This window comes from Lysinibacillus sp. NPDC097231 (assembly GCF_044761885.1).
GTDB lineage: Bacteria > Bacillota > Bacilli > Bacillales_A > Planococcaceae > Lysinibacillus.
On the sequence record NZ_JBIWDH010000024.1, the window covers coordinates 55,484 to 72,920 of the forward strand.

Below are 17,437 nucleotides of genomic sequence, written 5' to 3' on the forward strand. Positions count from 1 at the left end.
ATGAAAAAACATACTGCGGGTATTCACCATATCACAGCCATTGTAGGGCATCCACAAGAGAATATTGATTTTTATGCTGGTGTATTAGGCTTACGTCTAGTAAAACAAACGGTAAACTTCGATGACCCAGGCACATATCATCTTTATTTTGGTAACAAAGGTGGTAAACCAGGTACTATTATTACATTCTTCCCATGGGCAAATGCTTATCAAGGACGTATTGGTGATGGCCAAGTCGGCGTTACAACTTATGTTGTTCCAGAAGGAGCACTAACTTTCTGGGTTAATCGTCTAGCAAAGTTTGCAATTCCGTTCGAAAAAGGTGAGCGTTTTGGTGAACAAGTCATTCAATTTGATGATCCACACGGCCTTCATATTGAATTAGTTGCACGTGCAGAAGGCGAATTGAATGAATGGACATTTGGTGAAGTAACACCTGAGGTAGCGATTAAAGGATTTGGTGGGGCAACACTGTATTCAAGTCATCCTGAAGAAACAGCGAAGGTATTAACTGAAGTTATGGGGCTTGAAAAAATAGCAACAGAAGGCGAGTATACACGCTATAAATCCAGCGCAGACATTGGCAATACAGTGGATTTAAAAGTTGTTCCAGGTGTACGTGGTCAAATGGGTGTAGGAACAGTTCATCACATTGCATGGAGAGCCCAAAATGACGCGGATCACTTAGAATGGCAAGAGTATGTAATGAATCATGGACAACGTGTTACCGAAGTGAAAGATCGTAATTATTTTAATGCGATTTATTTCCGTGAACCTGGTGAAATATTATTTGAAATTGCGACAGACCCACCTGGATTCGCTCATGATGAAAAGCCTGAGACAATGGGTAGCCAATTAATGCTGCCACCTCAGTATGAGCAGCATCGAGAACAATTAGCAAGAACGTTAATTCCAATCGAAGTGCGTACGCTTGATTAAGAGAGGGTGAGTCGTTTGATTTCGATTGATCCTAAGAAAAATACAGAGCGAGACAACTATAAATTATTGATTGGCAGTATTATTCCAAGACCTATTGCTTTTGTTACGACGAAATCGGAGCAAGGGGTCATCAATGGCGCACCATTTAGCTACTTCAATATTGTATCTTCCAATCCACCGATGATTTCTTTAGCAATTCAGAGATCTAATGGACGCTTAAAAGATACAGCTCGACACATTCATCATCAGCAACAATTTGTTGTGCATATTGTAGATGAGGAGAATGTAAAGCAGGTGAATGAAACAGCTGCTTCCTTACCTGTAACAGAGAGTGAAATTGACAGAGCGCAATTTACATTAATCGATAGCCAGCTTATTTCTGTACCAGGTATTCAAGAGGCAAAGGTTCGAATGGAATGCAGTTTAATACAAACGATTCCGTTGATGAATGGTGAGGAACAGACAGGTGATTTGTTTATTGGTGAAGTTGTACAATTTCATATAGATGAGACTATTTATCATGAAGGACGAATTGATCCAAGGAAACTAAAAGCCATTAGTAGATTAGCTGGCTCAAGTTACGCAAAGATTGGAGATATTTTTTCGATAGAACGACCTGAATGATATATAACATGCGAAAATGTTGATTGAACAGCATTTTCGCATTTTTATTTTATTCTAAACTATATTAAAAATCCTTCTATACTCTGTTAATAGTACATCGGAATAATTACAAAAACTTTAATCCTCCTTTAGATATACTTTCTGGGGAGGATTTTTTTATGGATTTTATTGAAACGATTTACATATTTACAACATCTAACATATAGAAACAAGAAAGGATGGTGAAAAAATTGCAAGTGAAGTCATTATTGTCAGATGCGAAAAAAGGGAATAACCAAGCGTTCGTAGAGCTATTACAGGAAGAAAAAGTAAAGCTATATAAGATGGCTTATATTTACATGAAAAATGAGAACGATGCATTAGATGTGGTGCAGGAGACAATAGCAAGGGCGTATGCCAATATCCATACAGTGAAAGAGGAGCAGTATTTTGCCACATGGCTGATGAGAATTTTGATAAATACAGCATTAGAAATGTTACGTAAAAATCAAAAAATTATTCCTCTCCTTGAACAACAGCCGGAGCAAGAGCAAATTTCAACTAACGATGAAAAGCTGGATTTATTACAAGCCATTGAACAGTTAGAGGAAAAATATAAAACCGTTATTTTATTGAGATACTATCGAGATTTGCAAATAAAAGAAATTGCAGATTTATTAGGTTGTCCAGAGGGGACAGTCAAAACGAATGTGCATAGAGGTATTCAGCAGTTAAAAAAATATCTAAACAAGGAGGGGGAGCTTTATGGAGAACAATATTAAGGAAGTCATAAATAATATTGACGTACCATTAGAAAAACTTGACCAAGCTATTGAAAAAGGAATGCGCTCAGAAACGAAAAAAAGCAAAAAAGGTTGGAAAACTGCAATTGTTTCTAGTATAGCAAGTGTAGCATTGATTTTGGGTTCTGGTTTTATTTCCCCTAAAGTGGCAAATGTCCTTGCTGATGTTCCACTTATTGGTTTTATGTATAATATTGCAGAACATGATAAAGGCCTGCAAACAGCGCTTTCTGATGACAATAAGGTGAAATTAAATAAAACAGTAACTAGTAACGGCATAGCCATTACAGTAGAGGAGATTGTATATGATGGTACACGTTTGAATGTGATTTTTTCAATGCCAGAATATATGGATATCGCACCATGCTTCTTGTATGTCAACGGGAGAGAACTCAATACAGGTGAAAGTTTACGGGTCTTAGAAGATCAAGATGGATTTCGTGGTTTATGGGAATTTCCTATCGACGAAGAATTACCCGATGAATTTGATTTAACGTTAAAATTTTTTCAAGTAGGTTCAACAGAAGGAGAATGGGTATTCTCTACACCTATCAAAAAAGTAAAAAATGATAGTCATAAATTAGTAGCTGGACAATCAGGGAAATTAAACGGCATCCCGTTTGATGTAGAAAGTGTGGAGGCTTCAACAACATCGACAAAGATAAAGGTGAAATTTGCTGCTACTATGGATAAATTGTTCTCCGAAAAAGCTGGGATAGATGCTACTATAATGGACCAAAACGGAACGCCACTGACAGTGTTACATCAATCAGGTAGTGGTGATGACAAAAGCACAACTTATATGTACTTAGTAGAGCCTTTAAACAAAAATATTACTAAAATAAAAATTGCTTACTATTTCCGCCCGTTTGGTGCAGAAATTGAAGATGTAATTGTCCCACTTGCCAATACATTACCGCAACGAATTTCACAAGATGAGATGGGGGATTTTGTTATCACAGATGTGACAAAAGAGGGTCAGGAAGCAACGCTGTCTTTCTATGTCGATAGTGATTTCCCTTATAATAATAATCTAATATCTCTTGATGTTAAGTCGGAATCGGGTGAAAGCCTAATCACAGAGTATGCTCATGCAATAGGACCAAATAAATATCAAGTATCATATCAGGCGAATGTTGGAAAACCAATTATTCATATTTTAAAAACACCGCATATGGAAGTTGAATCATCTGCTATCGTCACGATTCCAGTTAAATAGTATGACAAAAGCTTTATATCTGGTGTGTTCATTAGGAAAATATTGGTTTATTATTGACCGATAAAAGGATTCTTTTGTTGATATTGTATGCCTATTTTAACTGATTGTAGCGGAGGGCTACTCGACTCTAACCTTCAGGAAAGCAAGTAGCTCGTAACATTCTTCACCCCTTTAGATCACTCTAAAGGGGTATTTTATATTAACATTTCTGTTATGGACTGCATATTATAAGGTTAAACTTCCTTACATGCCCAGGCATCAATCTCAACCTTTAGAGGAGGGGCAGCTAGTGCGACTACATACACCAATGTTGTACATGGAAGGTGAGTTCCGAGAAAATCATCGATTATCTGTTTGCGTTGATTTGCATTCATTTCCCCGACGAGATAAAAGACCAGTTTCGTTAAATCTTGAACTTCCATATTAGCACTTTCAAGGTTCTTACGGATATTTTCTAGTGCTAACTTCAATTGAGCTAATGGCTCTTCAGGTACAGTTCCGTCTTTTTCCATTCCGATTTGTCCAGATAATGTTAACCATCTCTGTGGTCCTGTCACTTCAATTTGATGTACATAAGGAGCAACTGGCTGATGAATTTCTTTTGGGTTTCTTGCAATCTTCATAAAATTCATCCTTTCTATTATTTTAGTTTGAAGTTTTAAGAAAAATACCAATCTGAAACTAAGATAAAAAAACTAATTTTAATACCATTATAGAACAACTTACTTTGGATATAATAGTTCAAAAGGTTATAATAGATTCATATAGTTTAGGCTTATAACGCTGATAAAGCTTTCAATAAATGCAAAAGTATTGACATTAATTTTAAATTTGATAAGCATGCAATTCTTTTCGCTCCTTGGATTCATTAATTTCTTAAGAGACTTATAAAGCGTATGCATTGAAGTCTTATTTTAAGCGATGATGGAAATAATAATCCAATGAAGGGGGGAATATTTACATAAGAATGTTGCGTAATTTTTTCCATCAATTTATTACTTGCTTATGTTCATTTGATAGCGATACCCAGGCAAAGACAGCGAAGCCGTTTTGTAGAAGGAGTGAATACATGAGTAATTTCTTTCGAAGTAATGGATTTAAACGTTTTATTATTCTAGTCGGAATCGCTGTTGCACTATATTTAATGCGTAGTATGATTAATCTTATTCTCCTCACGTTCATTATTACCTATTTGATGAATCAACTGACTACGAAGACAACAAGAGGAGTCAGAAAGTACGTACGGATGAACGAGAAAGCTGTCACTGTTACCCTTTATCTTTTACTTCTTGCGGGTATTGTTGCGGTTATCTATAAGTATCTACCTGTTGTAACCCAACAAATTACACAGCTTTTTGATCTTATCGCTAGCTTTAATCTCGATCCAGATGATAATGAGATTGCAAGGTATCTAGCTCCAACCTTCGAGAAAATTGAACTTGGTAAATATTTAGAGCAGGGTGTGGACCTAACTCTTAAAAATATTACGAATATTGGTAAAATCATTTTGCATATATTCATCTCACTAATTTTGAGCTTATTTATTTTGCTTGAGAAGAAACGTATTACTGAATTTACAGCAAAATTCAAAGATAGTAAGGTGAGCTATCTTTACGATGAACTACATTATTTCTCAAAAATATTCATTCGATCTTTCGGTAAAGTTATTGAGGCACAGTTCATTATTGCGGCTGTCAATTGTGTTGTATCTGTTATTGCCCTATATATTATGGGCTTCCCACATTTAATTGCACTGGGAATTATGCTTTTTGTACTGGGATTGGTGCCAGTCGCAGGGGTCATCATTTCTTTGATTCCTCTAAGTATCATTGCTTACAGTATCGGTGGTCTAATGTACATTATCTATATCCTGATTATTGTTATGGTATTACATGCTCTGGAGGCGTACTTCTTAAATCCAAAGCTGATGTCTGCAAAAACAGATCTTCCGATTTTTTACACATTCATGGTTATCCTCTTCTCAGAGCATTTCCTTGGTGTTTGGGGATTAATTATCGGTATTCCATTATTCATGTTCTTGCTTGATATTTTGGGCGTTACGTCCTCAGAGGATGAGCTGCAAAAAGATATGACCGTACAAGAAGATAAGTAAATTAAATAACGTTTTCTTTAAAAAAGAGGCTGGGATAAAAAGAAAAATGTTAGACTGATTTTATTTTGGCCTAACATTTTTTTGATTTAGGAAGGAACACTCTACTCATTGAAGCGGAAAAGTTATTATCTATTTTCGCTATTTTTTAAAATAATCGAGTTCTGTCCCAGCCTCTTTGTTTTTTATTGAAAATATATACATATGTTAAGATGGATTATGAATAAGTTGAATGTTAGGAGGTATAGAAGTGAATAATTATGTTAAGTTACTAGATTCGGAAGCAGCCCATGCAAAGCCTAATTTTAATACGGCAATACTTTGCATGGGGTGAATTCTGACCTTTGCCCTGAAGTATTTCTTATAAAATTAGCTTTGCTTCCTTATTTTATTGTTTTCTAAATAAAAATGAGGGGTTGGCTTAAGTGGCTTATAAGAAGGCTTCGGCTATTTTACCGAAAGAGCTTTTACTAGAAATTCAAAAATATGTTCAAGGTGAAACAATCTATATTCCTAAAATAGAAAACACTTATTTAGAGTGGGGTGCACGTTCAGGCACAAAGCAATATATTGAGGATAGGAATAAGTCTATAAAAAAAGCGTTTACGAATGGAGCTTCTATTGAACAATTATCTACTGAGTATCATTTAGCGGTAGAAACGATTAAAAAGATTGTATATACAAGGTAACCTATTAAAGCACTAGCAGATTAATATGTTGGTGCTTTTCGTATGCCTAAAACACTTCTTAATTGAACTAGTCATATTCTTTTTAATAGGAATCCTGTTCAATATAGTAAAGGAGGGTTTTTTAATGCTAAAAGGGCAAGATGTTTTTCTAAGACCAATTACTGAAGAAGATACAGATAGTATCTACAAGTGTTTTCAAAATGAAGAAATTATGTATATGACGGGGACTATTAACATTTTTACGAAGGATCAAATTAGAGAGGCTTTGAATCGATTTAGCGAAGATTCTACACGCCATGATTTTGCTATATGTTTGGTAGAGAATAGCCAAATTATCGGAGATTTAGCCATTATGGAAATAGACTTAGACAATAAAAAGGCCATGTTTCGCATAGCTCTACACAGCATAGAAAATTGCAGCAAGGGATATGGGGCTGAAGCGGTTCAGCTTGCACAAAAATTTACGTTCGAGGAGCTAAAGCTTAATCGCTTAGAACTACAAGTATACTCACATAATATTAGAGGAATAAAATCGTACGAAAAGGTCGGCTTTAAAAAGGAAGGCGTATTAAGGCAGTCCTTATATATGAACAATAAGTATTCAAATGAAATCATTATGAGTATTCTTCGAGATGAATACATGGAAATATTGAATAATAAGTAATGTAGATGAGTTCACGTAGTTTTCTTAAACTTGGGAATGAAAAATTTATGATAAATGGGAAAAAATATGATATTATAATTTAAGAATCTTTGTTAAAGGGGGCGGTCATTATGACAAACAATACTGTTTTTATCACTAAATACTGGGGGATAACGCCAAATTAACAAGGATATTTAGCGTTCTCCTGAATTCGGAAGGGGAAAATTTATGAGTGACAATGCTGTAAGAATTGAAGAAGTTAATACAGAGAATTGGTATGATTGTTGTTTATTAGAGATCTCAAAGGAACAAAGAAATTATATTGAACCGAACTCTATTTCTATAGCACAATCAAAGTTTGAGACCACCTTAAAGCCATATGCTATTTATTTTGAAGACAAAGTAGTAGGTTTTTTAATGTTTAATGCTGTTAAGGAAGAACTTGATGGCTATTGGATCTATCGAATTATGATCGATAAGCATTTTCAAGGTAAAGGTATAGGGAAAGCGGCTACTAAACTAATGCTGTTAGAAATAGCTAAATTACCAGATGCCAATAAAGTTGTGGTGGGCTATCACCCAGAAAATAAAGGTGCTCATCATTTATATGCAAGTTTAGGGTTTATCGATAATGGTAATCGCTTTGGTAAGGAAATGGCTGTTATTAAAAACTTAACTGAATAGAAATAGAAAGGGGCCTTTTTAGGTCCCTTTCATTAATTTCATGGGGTTTAAGCTTTGAAAATGATTTATAATTTTTATTTACTCTGAACAACGTTTTTGTGAATCTTACCCTCTACATAAAGCTTAATAGTGTTTTTCTGATAATAAAAAATGGTAAAATGTGAAAAGTTAGGGGTGTTGTTATGTTGAAGGATATTGGAAAAAACATTGGAAAGTTAGTTGATTCAACAATTAGTGGGGCTGGAAGTTTAGCGAGTAAAGGTGTAGTAAAAGCAGGTTTCCCGCAAGTTGCAGATTTTATAGATGAAACAGCAAGTCTTGTCGGAAGGGCTTCTAATGCAAGTATTGCAATGACAGGACAAGCTATGCAAGGTGTATACCAAACTGCAAAGGGGCAACTAACAAAAGATACCATAGAACGTGATGAAGGAGTAGACGAGTTAAAGGATGCTGGTAGACGTGTGGTACGCGGAATTGGACAAACAATAAAAATGGGGACTACAAATACTTATGAAACTGGAGCTGGCTTGCTGACAAAAGATTATGAAAGAGCGAAGAATGGTGCGTTAAATTTGGCACAAATGGGGATTGTCGCTTTTACTGCAGTTTCTATCATAGATATTGTAGGTGAAGCAGATGTAGTAGAAGCTCAAGAAATCCAAGCTATTAACGCAGATTTGGAAGGTGATGTACATCCTATTACAGGTGTTCCATTTGAAATAAATAATATTGAATACAATGGACAAATCATTCAGGATGTATTCCCGGTATTTGATAGTCAATATAATGCAAATATACCTGAGAACATGTATCTCGCTAGTGATGAAGTACATTTTCGTCTCGCTAATGAGCAGCTTGCTCAAGAACTAGAAGCCGATTTTAGACTTGCTAATCAGATGGGTTTGAGTCAAACGGATATTCAAGGATTATCAAATAATATTACACCCGAAGGCTATATATGGCATCATCATGAACAACCAGGGGTTCTGCAATTGGTCAATGAGGATGAGCACAATTCAACTGCGCATACAGGTGGTCGATTTATTTGGGGGGGCGGTAGTGAATATCGATAATTTATGGAGGGCTACCGTAGACAAAATAAGAAGACATTTTTATATAACTTCACAGAAATGCTTAGACGAATCAAAATAAACAATTCGTCTAAGCATTTCTATTTGCCTGATTACGGAAGCAATTATGCCGAGACATAATTTAATTTTTTCTGTTCATGCATTTATATAGAAGAAATTGTGTGTGATCTTTTCCTAATATACAAGTAAATCAACAATGCGGTAATGCCTTCTGCGACAGGGAAGGTCCACCAAATAGCTTGTGGGCCAAGGATTTTCGGCAATAGTACAAGCGTTGGGATAAATAAAATAATACTGCGAAGTAACATAATACTTGTGGCAAGGCGAATTTTTTCAATCGATTGGAAGAACTCGGCAAACACCATATTTATTCCTAAGAAAATATAGCCAATCGCAAAGTGAGTGAACCCCTGTGCTGCCATGCTGCGAATTTCAAACGTACTGTCCCCGAATAAAGCGATTAGCTGGGTAGGGAACAGCATAGCAATAATGGCCGTTAGTAATCCAAAAATAAGGGCAGTAGCTAATGCTATTTTTAAGAGTGCTGTTAACCGCTCTACTAATCTTGCACCATGATGGTAGCTAACGAGAGGCTGTAGCGCCATACCAATACCAAGAAAAACAGTCAAAAGCACAGTATGAATGTAGTTAACCATGGCATAGGCTGTAACACCATTTGCCCCTAAATAGTGTAGGAAAGTTACGTTATATAAAATAACCATAACTGCTACAGAAGCTTCTACGATAAAGCTTGGCAGTCCAATAGCTAATATTTTCTTTAAATCCGCCATACTGAAAAATGTAGAAACGAATTTTAATTCTGATTGCTTACGGAAGAAATGAAGACAAAGCACCGACATCCCGATAATTGTGGAAAGCGCTGTAGCTAAGGCACAACCTGTTACGCCATAATTAAGCACAAAAATAAAGACATAGTTTAAAACTATATTTAAAACAGAGGTAGTAATTAAGCCCAGCATTGCTAGCTTTGGATTACCATCATTTCGGATAAAAATACTTAATAGATTTTCAATTGTATAAAATATACCAAACAACAAAATAACATGTAGGTACTCTTGAACATATGGATAAGTAGCATCACTTGCTCCGAATATATAGGATATTTCCTTTAAATTGAATAACAGTAATAGAATTAGCGTTATCACAACAACGATCATTATTGTAAATGCCAATGTAAAGAGTTGATGTGCTCGTTTTTTATTACCCTCACCAAGAGAAATTGAAAATAGTGTCGCTCCTCCCATGCCAATCCAAAGAGAAATAGATAGTAAAATGGAGAAAATTGGTACAGCGATATTTACTCCTGCTAAAGCTGTTGGTCCAACTCCATGACTTACAAAAATACCGTCCACTAAAATATTTACCGACATTAGTAGCATCCCAACCATAGCTGGGAATAAGTACGATAAAAACAATGGCTTCAGCGGTCTAGTCTCAATTGAATTAATGGTTGTCATGAGAATGGACCTCCAATACCATTACCTTTTCTCCTTTTTCATCAAGTTCACCATTAAAGGCAAACCCAAAGTTTCTATATAGGTGAATGGCAACCTCATTGTTGTCATAAACGCTTAAATAAATGTTCTGGCAGCTGTATTTTATTGTTAAGTAATCTATAAGCCGCTGTAAAAAGTATTTACCTAATCCTTTGTGCTGGAAGCGTTCATCGATAAGATAACGATCTAGCCAAACACGTTGACTATTATCTTCATGTGGAAATACACCATACATAGCGAAGCCAATAGCAACGTTTTCCTTATACAATCCAACTGGAATAAAGCGTCTATCAATTTCAGCCTCTGCTAAGCATTGCACCGTACTTTCAATAAAACTTTTCTGATGGTCTGCAATACGCAATGATAAAACTTCCTGTTTGTTTAAAGCTGTAATGTCACGAATTTCCGTGAGCATAATGTCAAAACCTTTCTATTTTTATTGTGAATAGCTACAATCTAATGTATATAGTAACTATATAGTCAAGGAGGGAAGCTTAAAAGATGTTTAATAAAAATGTAAAATATTTTACAACGGGTGAATTCGCTAAAATTTGTAAAGTTAATAAACAAACACTGATTTACTACGATCAAATTGGCTTATTATCACCGATCATGAAGGATAGTAAGGACTACCGTTATTATTCCATTGCGCAATATGAGTTTTTTAGTGTAATAGAGCTATTAAAGGCAGTTGGCATGTCTTTAAAGGATATTCAAAAATATATGGCAGAAAAATCACCTGAAAATTTTTTGGAATTAATGCATCAGCAAAGGGAAATTGTAGCGAAAAAGCGTCGAGAACTTGAGATGATTGAAAGCATTATTGATGTGAAAATTCAGACGACAGAGGAAGCCTTACACCTTGATTTTGAAAGCATTACGATTGAGCACCTACCTGAGGAAACATTGTATTTAAGCAAAAATATCGAGAATTCAACGGAAGAACAGTTTGTGAAGGCAGTGTCAGATTTTATAGATGTGTTAGACCGTTCTCAATTAGATACAGGTTATCCTATTGGGGGTATTACAAGAAGAGAGCAAATCTTAGCAGGAAACTATGATAATTATAGTTACTTGTATATAGAGCAGCCGCATCCACGAGAAGGTCATCCTTATTTCGAGGCGATTGAGGGGGATTTTATTATTGGCTATCATGTGGGATCATCCACTACACTTGGCGAAACATACGAAAGGTTATTTAAGGTCATGCGAGAACAGGGCTATGAACTAGGGCAATACGTATATAAGGAATATATTTATGATGCAGTTATTAAAAATCGTGAGGAGGAGTATGTTACAAAAATTATGATGGAAATTAAAAAGTGTATTCGATAATTGAGTATCGTAATAAAGGGGGATACAGTTTCGAGTGGTACTTCCAAACTGAGTATCAAAAGAAAAAAAGCAAACTGGGAAAAAGCATAGTTTGCTTTTTTGTACTTTCTTAGATTTTACTGATTCTGTAAAAGCCCGATTTGTTTGGAGTACTAGAATATAAAAATGCTTGTGTTCCTCAATCAGTGGAGATGAGGAGCTCCCCACTGATTGAAGCTTCACTGTATATAATTTGGTTTTTTTACCCTATCTATTAGAAGAATACCATCATATTGATCGCGTGGAACAAAACTTTCCTCCATGGTTCCCCATCTATATGATAAACGCGGCTCAAACATCCATGAATTTCCTCGCTCATTTTGACGGTTTCGCAAGTCGATAAACGTGTAAGGTTTTTTTGTCGACGAAAGAATATCCTCGATCGATCCTTTTATTGGAGGTAAAACGGTCATTGGTTCTCTTATATTGCTTGCAGTCTCGCCACTAGCCATATGAAGACCAAGCACATAGCTATATTTCTTGTAGCTATCCGGTAGACATTCACCCATCATTTTTACCGCATAAGGAGAGCCCATTACTTCGGATTGTGCTTTCCGAATATGGTCATTATGCGCCCAGACGATAAATTTTTCAGTTGGATAAATCTCCTCTGCTAACCAAAGAAGGTTTTCCATCATTGCTTGGTCACGCCATTCCAATGACTTTATATAAGAATCAAAGTTATATTGTTCTATATCAATATTTGTTTGAATTGAGAGTTCTACATATTCGTCCACAAGACGGATACGGTCAGCTAAAGTACGTTCCATAAGCTTTATGATATGTGGTTCACTAGGAAAAGCCGCTTTTAACTCTTTTTCTTTAAGCTGTACTTGTGATTTTACTTGTTTATATACTTCGATAATGTTTGGTTTTACCTTTTGATAGCCCTTTAAATCCTTACCATTGCTCCAGTCAAAAAGTTGCTCCTCTACTTCACTTAACTGTTTAGCAAGTGAACTATTTTGTAGCCAGTCACCGTTCGTAAATGCACCTTGCAGTTGAATATCAAAGCCTGCTAATGTTAATGGTTTATCGGTATTTTGTGTCTTTTTAGTATACTCAAATAACGGTAGTGTTTCTTTTGTCCACCATACACCAAAAATAGCATCCTTCATCGTTTGTTGTGCCGATTGTTTATCAATTTGGCCTTGGGCATTCATGGCATTCCCCATACCACTTTCGAAGGCAAGAACGTTGTAGCCCATTTCTTGATGTAAAAATTGAATTAAACGTGTTTTTACTAGGTTAAATTCAGCCGCACCATGGGAGCTTTCCCCTAAAAAAACGATGCGCTTATCATATAATAAAGGCTTTAGCATCTCTAAATCATCAAATTTATTCGATGGAATTTTTTGTTGACCAATTGCTTCAGGTTGAATGGATGTTAAGCTGTAAGCATGGTCGTTTGTCCATTTTTTCCAGTCTTGAAGTGTTTCAATGGATGTGCGAGCTTGCTCTACTTCTAATTTGTTCTCTAAAGCTACGCGTTCTTCTTTCACTGGAACTGCTGCCGATGCATTTGAAACTCCGTTGAACGCTACAAAACTTGTTAACGCTAAACTTAATGATAATAAAACTTTACGTTTCTTACCTTTTGTCACTCTCTATCAGCCCTTCTCTTTATGTTAAGACCAATTATAAGTAGATAAGTTTAAAGTAAAGGGGAGCTTTGTTTAAGTTTTGTTTAAATTTGGTTCAATGCCATAATTTTGGGGAGTGTAGGCGTAAGGCATTAAAAAACATCTCCGAAGTGTAACATAAGTACAATGTGGAGATGTTAATTATTTTATTTATAATGATACGTGCTAGCTCTTGGATTATTTCGTTGTATTTGATTGAACCATGCACGATCCTTTTCCTCTTTCTTTAGTGTATTTACGATGGTTGATGAGCAGCTAACACAGATTTTGGCCTGAGTAATTTGTCCACAGCGTTCACAAGGTGCGCCTAAATTAGGAAAAATCGATTTTTTTAATTTCCCTGCCTTTACCCATTTATATAGTAGCTCGGAAGTTACCCCTGTTAATGCAACTACCTCGTCATTAGTTAAATAGCGATTATTTTTTCTTAGTAAAAAATGATGTAATTCTGAAAAAATATCTTCTTCTCGAACATCAATTCTTTTGGCAAACAGCTGCATATTTATTTCACTCCTCGTTATTTCAATTGATGACTTTCATTTACGTTGTTAGGCTGTTCGTCATATTTATAGTTTTCCCAGCGATTTCGTGCCAGCTTTCGATATTTATTGGAAACACTTCGATCTGCAATTAATCGAGAGAATCCTTTTTTCGCCTCAGTAATATCTCCAAGTCGGAGGCTTAATTCTGCATGTAAATATTGAATTCTCTCTCCGCCCTCTTGATTGGATGCAAAAGATTTGCTGTAAAAATCTCTAGCTGCAAAAAGGTAACGCATTTCCGATTCAGAATCATTTTTTAAACGGTATAACCAGGCTATTTTTAGTGCGAAATTAGCCATAAGAAGTGATTCTTCCATGGATGCTCTTGATACGAGATAAGCTAATTTAAAACTGATAATGGCATCATCGATTGTGCGCTCCTTACAAATATTCATTGGTCTTTGGAGCTCTTTAATGTAGAGCTCGTCAATAAGTAACATGAAAGGTCCATATGTTCTTGTCATAGATTTGTGGTAGGCATAGCCACAGTGTGGACAAACAGCAATTTCATATAACAACGGGTTTAATCCCTCATAGACTGGCATGAAGTCCGTTTGCTCCTCGGCAACTTTATAACGATTAGGACGTACTTTATAAGTAGTAAAATGTTTTTTGCAAAATTTGCAATCCACACTACTTTCATAGTAATAAATGTTGAATGCCATATGAATCAACTCCTTTACATCCAAATAGTTGTTATTCCTTTTGGTCTATTTATACGACAGACTTTATCGTTCAATGTATTTAATTGATTATCTTTTATTTTAACAATTCTGTGTTATTTGGTATACTCCTTTGGAATTATTATAATAAAAATGTTCATTACTTTCTTAGTTATTTGAAGTATCGATATGTAATCGTAATAGTATTGTCGGTGTCGTTGAGACAAGGTAAATAAATTGTTTTAGTTTATCAATATACGTACAACCCCTTATTATTGCTTGAATAGGTTAAATTAACTACCTGTATTTCCAATATAAAATGCTTTATTGACAATCACTTAAGTATGTAGAATGGGGAGAAAATGATGGATTATAAAATTGTATTCTTTGACGTAGATGGCACACTTGTTAATTATGAAGATGGCTGTATTGAAGAAAGTACGAGGAAGGCTATACAACAATTAAAAAACAAGGGAATTCGTATTGTTGCTGCTACAGGAAGACCATTATCAATGTGCCAAGATTTAAGAAAAATAGGAATAGAGACTTTCATTACGGCTAATGGAGCGTATGTTAAGCATCAAGATCAAGTTATACATAAAATATCTATTGCAGCAGATATTGTCCAAAAAGTTAAAGCTTTTGCTGATGACAATAAACAAAGCCTCTCATTTTTTACGGAACAATTATCGATGAATAGCGTAAAAGAACCAGCGACACTAAAAGCGATGCAAGAGACATTATCCTTACTAGAGTTCCCAGCGATAAATGAGGATATTTTAAAGCAAGAGGTTTACTTAATGTGTTTATATGTCGATGAGGAAATAGAGAAAAAATATACTTCACAATTTCCTCAATTATTATTTAAAAGATGGCATCCATATATTACAAATGTTTTGCAGCATGATATATCCAAATCGATTGCTGTTCAAGCCGTTTTAGATTATTTTAAGCTGACTCCTCAAGAAGCACTTGCTTTTGGAGATGGAGATAATGATATCGATATGCTAGAACAGGTTGGGTTTGGTGTTGCAATGGGCAATGGTAGTGAAGCATTAAAAAATGTCGCTAATTTTATAACGAAGAAATCAACTGAAGGTGGTATTGATTATGCATTACGAGAGCTACAAATTATTTAAAGAGGGCCAAATTAAATTTGAAAACAAATAATATTTTTAGTAAATTCTAGAGAAATACCCAATTAAGTTTCAAGAGAGTTAGTACTAGTAATAATGCTATGATAATAGCGTTAATCAACTAGTCACTGTGAAGAACTCTGGGTTATAAGGCATAATTTTTTACTATATAGCATTGGAAAAAGTTTTCTTTAAGATAACATTTAAAGAGAAATTGATTGTGATAAAAATCCATGGGAAAATTGTGTAAGTATCATAATACTCATAATGTTGTTTGTTTTGAGTTATTATAAAGCTAACTGGTAAAAGAAATTATTATGCTTTAGGTGGGATGGTTTTATGGCGCATCACGTGCAATCTCTTATTGAACATTACGGGTATTTTGGCATCATTCTTATCTTAGTCGGGGGGATTGTCGGGCTGCCACTTCCCGATGAAATATTTTTAACCTATGTAGGGTATAGCGTTTATCGTGAAAACCTTGCGCATATTCCTGCTTTAATAAGCGCTTTGATAGGTGCAATTGGGGGAATTACTCTGAGCTACTATGTAGGCTATAGATTTGGGCTACCGTTATTGCAAAAATACGGTCCGAAATTTCATATTACTGAGCAGAAGATTGATTTTACTAAGAAGTTATTTAAGAAAATAGGACCCATGTTATTATTAGTAGGATATTTTATTCCTGGTGTGCGTCATCTTACAGCGTATATTGCAGCTATAAACAATTATCCTTATAAAAAGTTTGCTTTTTTTGCTTATACGGGAGCATTTATATGGACATTTACTTTTATTACTTTAGGAAATGTACTAGGGGAGAAATGGCGTTATGTTGGATTTTATTTATCCCACTACAGTATTTATCTCATAGTATTGTTTATAGTAATAATGTTCATCGTTTATTTTGTTTTCAAAAGAAAGAATTCACCTAAATAAAGTATTTCCATGAAGAAAGGTCTGATTCAATATTTATTGAATCAGACCTTTACTTGTCGAAGATAGATAAATATAAATTACTGCGTATCCATAAGACAGGGTGATTTTCACTCCGAGTTGACGCTTTCCGCTGGCTTGGCTTCAATCTCCTCGTCACTCTTATTTTCAGAAATAATGATTACAAATACTTTAGCGTAGTTACAAGTTCGATAGGGATACAAGGTGAAAATTTTAATTGCCTTCATAATAGTGTTTGTGCGGTAATATAGTATGCTCAGAAAAATTCATGATTTCAAAAAAATTACGACAAGTGGTGTTTTGAAAAAATTTTAATCACCAACTCAAAAGTAACGTAAGTTTACAACAGTCACTATCAGTAAACACTATTCGGATTCGATCTGGCGTATAGTTTGTTTCAAATTTCATCGTGACACCCGTTGACGCAATTAACTTATCGACTTCGGTTTTATTTGATTGTTGTGCTGCGTTCATAAGATCGTGTGCAAATTGTTCTGAATCATCAATTTTATCCGTAAGTAATTGTGCTTGCTGCATTATAACCTTGATCCGTTTCGCAGAAGTCTTCAATTTATTTGTATTGACGGGCGGAAATGAACTTCTATTCGTTGGGTTTGTAGGCATTACTAAATGTCTAGAAGGTTGTTGAGTAGTTGAGTGATCTGCCAGTACCCATGTTGGATAATAATTAGGATAGACAAAATACGGATAAGGATTGTAATACAACTAAATTCCTCCCTCTATAAATGTTGATATATCAACGGTTTGACCCGTTTTTAAGAGTGATAAAAAATTTTTTTATCACAGTTTTTACATAGTCTTTTCTAG

General features: G+C 35.1%; 19 protein-coding genes. 12 read left to right on the top strand and 7 right to left on the bottom strand.

Features of this window, described 5'->3' with window-relative positions; all coding sequences use genetic code 11:
• From ACIQXF_RS14915 to ACIQXF_RS14930, 4 genes are all read left to right on the top strand, one after another.
• Positions 1–939 (top strand): ring-cleaving dioxygenase, encoded by a 939-nt coding sequence (locus ACIQXF_RS14915; RefSeq protein WP_402784033.1) that lies wholly within the window; start codon positions 1–3, stop codon positions 937–939.
• Positions 940–954: 15 nt separating this feature from the next.
• Complete coding sequence (locus ACIQXF_RS14920; protein WP_402784035.1) at positions 955–1,563, top strand: flavin reductase family protein; 609 nt, start codon at positions 955–957, stop codon at positions 1,561–1,563.
• 248 nt (positions 1,564–1,811) lie between these two features.
• Positions 1,812–2,324: a sigma-70 family RNA polymerase sigma factor gene (locus tag ACIQXF_RS14925; RefSeq protein ID WP_402784037.1), complete on the top strand. Its 513-nt coding sequence runs from the start codon at positions 1,812–1,814 to the stop codon at positions 2,322–2,324.
• On the top strand, positions 2,308–3,564 hold the full coding sequence (locus ACIQXF_RS14930) for a DUF4179 domain-containing protein (protein WP_402784039.1): 1,257 nt from the start codon (positions 2,308–2,310) through the stop codon (positions 3,562–3,564). The genes ACIQXF_RS14925 and ACIQXF_RS14930 overlap by 17 nt, the downstream gene beginning before the upstream one ends.
• A 233-nt stretch (positions 3,565–3,797) precedes the next feature.
• Here ACIQXF_RS14930 and ACIQXF_RS14935 read toward each other — a convergent pair whose 3' ends face one another.
• Positions 3,798–4,187 carry a RidA family protein gene (locus ACIQXF_RS14935; protein ID WP_402784041.1) on the bottom strand — a complete coding sequence of 130 codons (390 nt, stop codon included), beginning with the start codon at positions 4,185–4,187 and terminating at the stop codon, positions 3,798–3,800.
• Between the two features lie 446 nt (positions 4,188–4,633).
• Between ACIQXF_RS14935 and ACIQXF_RS14940 the strand changes: the two genes are divergently transcribed.
• The 5 genes from ACIQXF_RS14940 to ACIQXF_RS14960 all read left to right on the top strand — a co-directional run bounded on the left by ACIQXF_RS14940 (position 4,634) and on the right by ACIQXF_RS14960 (position 8,763).
• A complete protein-coding gene (locus tag ACIQXF_RS14940) occupies positions 4,634–5,677 on the top strand; it encodes an AI-2E family transporter (RefSeq protein ID WP_402784043.1) in 1,044 nt (347 codons plus the stop codon).
• A gap of 422 nt (positions 5,678–6,099) precedes the next feature.
• On the top strand, positions 6,100–6,363 hold the full coding sequence (locus ACIQXF_RS14945) for a CD3324 family protein (RefSeq protein WP_402784045.1): 264 nt from the start codon (positions 6,100–6,102) through the stop codon (positions 6,361–6,363).
• 124 nt (positions 6,364–6,487) lie between these two features.
• Positions 6,488–7,027 (top strand): GNAT family N-acetyltransferase, encoded by a 540-nt coding sequence (locus ACIQXF_RS14950; RefSeq protein ID WP_402784047.1) that lies wholly within the window; start codon positions 6,488–6,490, stop codon positions 7,025–7,027.
• Between the two features lie 207 nt (positions 7,028–7,234).
• Complete coding sequence (locus tag ACIQXF_RS14955) at positions 7,235–7,690, top strand: GNAT family N-acetyltransferase (RefSeq protein WP_402784049.1); 456 nt, start codon at positions 7,235–7,237, stop codon at positions 7,688–7,690.
• A 182-nt stretch (positions 7,691–7,872) separates the two neighbouring features.
• Complete coding sequence (locus ACIQXF_RS14960) at positions 7,873–8,763, top strand: HNH endonuclease (protein ID WP_402784051.1); 891 nt, start codon at positions 7,873–7,875, stop codon at positions 8,761–8,763.
• Positions 8,764–8,924: 161 nt separating this feature from the next.
• Here ACIQXF_RS14960 and ACIQXF_RS14965 read toward each other — a convergent pair whose 3' ends face one another.
• Complete coding sequence (locus tag ACIQXF_RS14965) at positions 8,925–10,259, bottom strand: MATE family efflux transporter (protein WP_402784053.1); 1,335 nt, start codon at positions 10,257–10,259, stop codon at positions 8,925–8,927.
• On the bottom strand, positions 10,246–10,713 hold the full coding sequence (locus ACIQXF_RS14970) for a GNAT family N-acetyltransferase (RefSeq protein ID WP_402784055.1): 468 nt from the start codon (positions 10,711–10,713) through the stop codon (positions 10,246–10,248). Before ACIQXF_RS14970 ends, ACIQXF_RS14965 begins: the two co-directional genes overlap by 14 nt.
• 86 nt (positions 10,714–10,799) lie before the next feature.
• Here ACIQXF_RS14970 and ACIQXF_RS14975 point away from each other — a divergent pair, with 86 nt between their 5' ends.
• Positions 10,800–11,633: a MerR family transcriptional regulator gene (locus ACIQXF_RS14975; protein WP_402784057.1), complete on the top strand. Its 834-nt coding sequence runs from the start codon at positions 10,800–10,802 to the stop codon at positions 11,631–11,633.
• 218 nt (positions 11,634–11,851) lie between these two features.
• Here ACIQXF_RS14975 and ACIQXF_RS14980 read toward each other — a convergent pair whose 3' ends face one another.
• The 3 genes from ACIQXF_RS14980 to ACIQXF_RS14990 form a co-directional block, all read right to left on the bottom strand.
• The gene (locus ACIQXF_RS14980; protein ID WP_402784059.1) at positions 11,852–13,276 is read right to left on the bottom strand and encodes an erythromycin esterase family protein; all 1,425 of its coding nucleotides are present in this window, start codon (positions 13,274–13,276) and stop codon (positions 11,852–11,854) included.
• Positions 13,277–13,461: 185 nt separating this feature from the next.
• Entirely contained in the window at positions 13,462–13,815 is a 354-nt protein-coding gene (locus tag ACIQXF_RS14985; protein WP_402784061.1) for a hypothetical protein, read from the bottom strand.
• A gap of 17 nt (positions 13,816–13,832) precedes the next feature.
• A complete protein-coding gene (locus ACIQXF_RS14990; protein WP_402784063.1) occupies positions 13,833–14,522 on the bottom strand; it encodes a DUF2225 domain-containing protein in 690 nt (229 codons plus the stop codon).
• A 362-nt stretch (positions 14,523–14,884) separates the two neighbouring features.
• On the opposite strand from ACIQXF_RS14990, the gene ACIQXF_RS14995 reads away from it, so the two are divergent.
• Together ACIQXF_RS14995 and ACIQXF_RS15000 are read left to right on the top strand one after the other, a co-directional pair.
• Positions 14,885–15,658 carry a Cof-type HAD-IIB family hydrolase gene (locus ACIQXF_RS14995; RefSeq protein ID WP_402784070.1) on the top strand — a complete coding sequence of 258 codons (774 nt, stop codon included), beginning with the start codon at positions 14,885–14,887 and terminating at the stop codon, positions 15,656–15,658.
• 336 nt (positions 15,659–15,994) lie between these two features.
• Positions 15,995–16,591 (top strand): DedA family protein, encoded by a 597-nt coding sequence (locus tag ACIQXF_RS15000; RefSeq protein WP_402784064.1) that lies wholly within the window; start codon positions 15,995–15,997, stop codon positions 16,589–16,591.
• A gap of 333 nt (positions 16,592–16,924) precedes the next feature.
• Here the strand turns inward: ACIQXF_RS15000 and ACIQXF_RS15005 are convergent, their stop codons facing one another.
• Complete coding sequence (locus ACIQXF_RS15005; RefSeq protein WP_402784065.1) at positions 16,925–17,335, bottom strand: YuzC family spore coat inner layer protein; 411 nt, start codon at positions 17,333–17,335, stop codon at positions 16,925–16,927.
• Positions 17,336–17,437 lie beyond the last annotated feature (102 nt).

What these genes read in the sequence shown, in the direction of transcription:
- ACIQXF_RS14915 (WP_402784033.1), top strand. Translation starts at nt 1, where the DNA reads ATGAAAAAACATACTGCGGGTATTCACCATATCACAGCCATTGTAGGG.
- ACIQXF_RS14930 (WP_402784039.1), top strand. Translation starts at nt 2,308, where the DNA reads ATGGAGAACAATATTAAGGAAGTCATAAATAATATTGACGTACCATTA.
- ACIQXF_RS14935 (WP_402784041.1), bottom strand. Translation starts at nt 4,187, where the DNA reads ATGAAGATTGCAAGAAACCCAAAAGAAATTCATCAGCCAGTTGCTCCT.
- ACIQXF_RS14940 (WP_402784043.1), top strand. Translation starts at nt 4,634, where the DNA reads ATGAGTAATTTCTTTCGAAGTAATGGATTTAAACGTTTTATTATTCTA.
- ACIQXF_RS14950 (WP_402784047.1), top strand. Translation starts at nt 6,488, where the DNA reads ATGCTAAAAGGGCAAGATGTTTTTCTAAGACCAATTACTGAAGAAGAT.
- ACIQXF_RS14955 (WP_402784049.1), top strand. Translation starts at nt 7,235, where the DNA reads ATGAGTGACAATGCTGTAAGAATTGAAGAAGTTAATACAGAGAATTGG.
- ACIQXF_RS14960 (WP_402784051.1), top strand. Translation starts at nt 7,873, where the DNA reads ATGTTGAAGGATATTGGAAAAAACATTGGAAAGTTAGTTGATTCAACA.
- ACIQXF_RS14965 (WP_402784053.1), bottom strand. Translation starts at nt 10,259, where the DNA reads ATGACAACCATTAATTCAATTGAGACTAGACCGCTGAAGCCATTGTTT.
- ACIQXF_RS14970 (WP_402784055.1), bottom strand. Translation starts at nt 10,713, where the DNA reads ATGCTCACGGAAATTCGTGACATTACAGCTTTAAACAAACAGGAAGTT.
- ACIQXF_RS14975 (WP_402784057.1), top strand. Translation starts at nt 10,800, where the DNA reads ATGTTTAATAAAAATGTAAAATATTTTACAACGGGTGAATTCGCTAAA.
- ACIQXF_RS14985 (WP_402784061.1), bottom strand. Translation starts at nt 13,815, where the DNA reads ATGCAGCTGTTTGCCAAAAGAATTGATGTTCGAGAAGAAGATATTTTT.
- ACIQXF_RS14990 (WP_402784063.1), bottom strand. Translation starts at nt 14,522, where the DNA reads ATGGCATTCAACATTTATTACTATGAAAGTAGTGTGGATTGCAAATTT.
- ACIQXF_RS14995 (WP_402784070.1), top strand. Translation starts at nt 14,885, where the DNA reads ATGGATTATAAAATTGTATTCTTTGACGTAGATGGCACACTTGTTAAT.
- ACIQXF_RS15000 (WP_402784064.1), top strand. Translation starts at nt 15,995, where the DNA reads ATGGCGCATCACGTGCAATCTCTTATTGAACATTACGGGTATTTTGGC.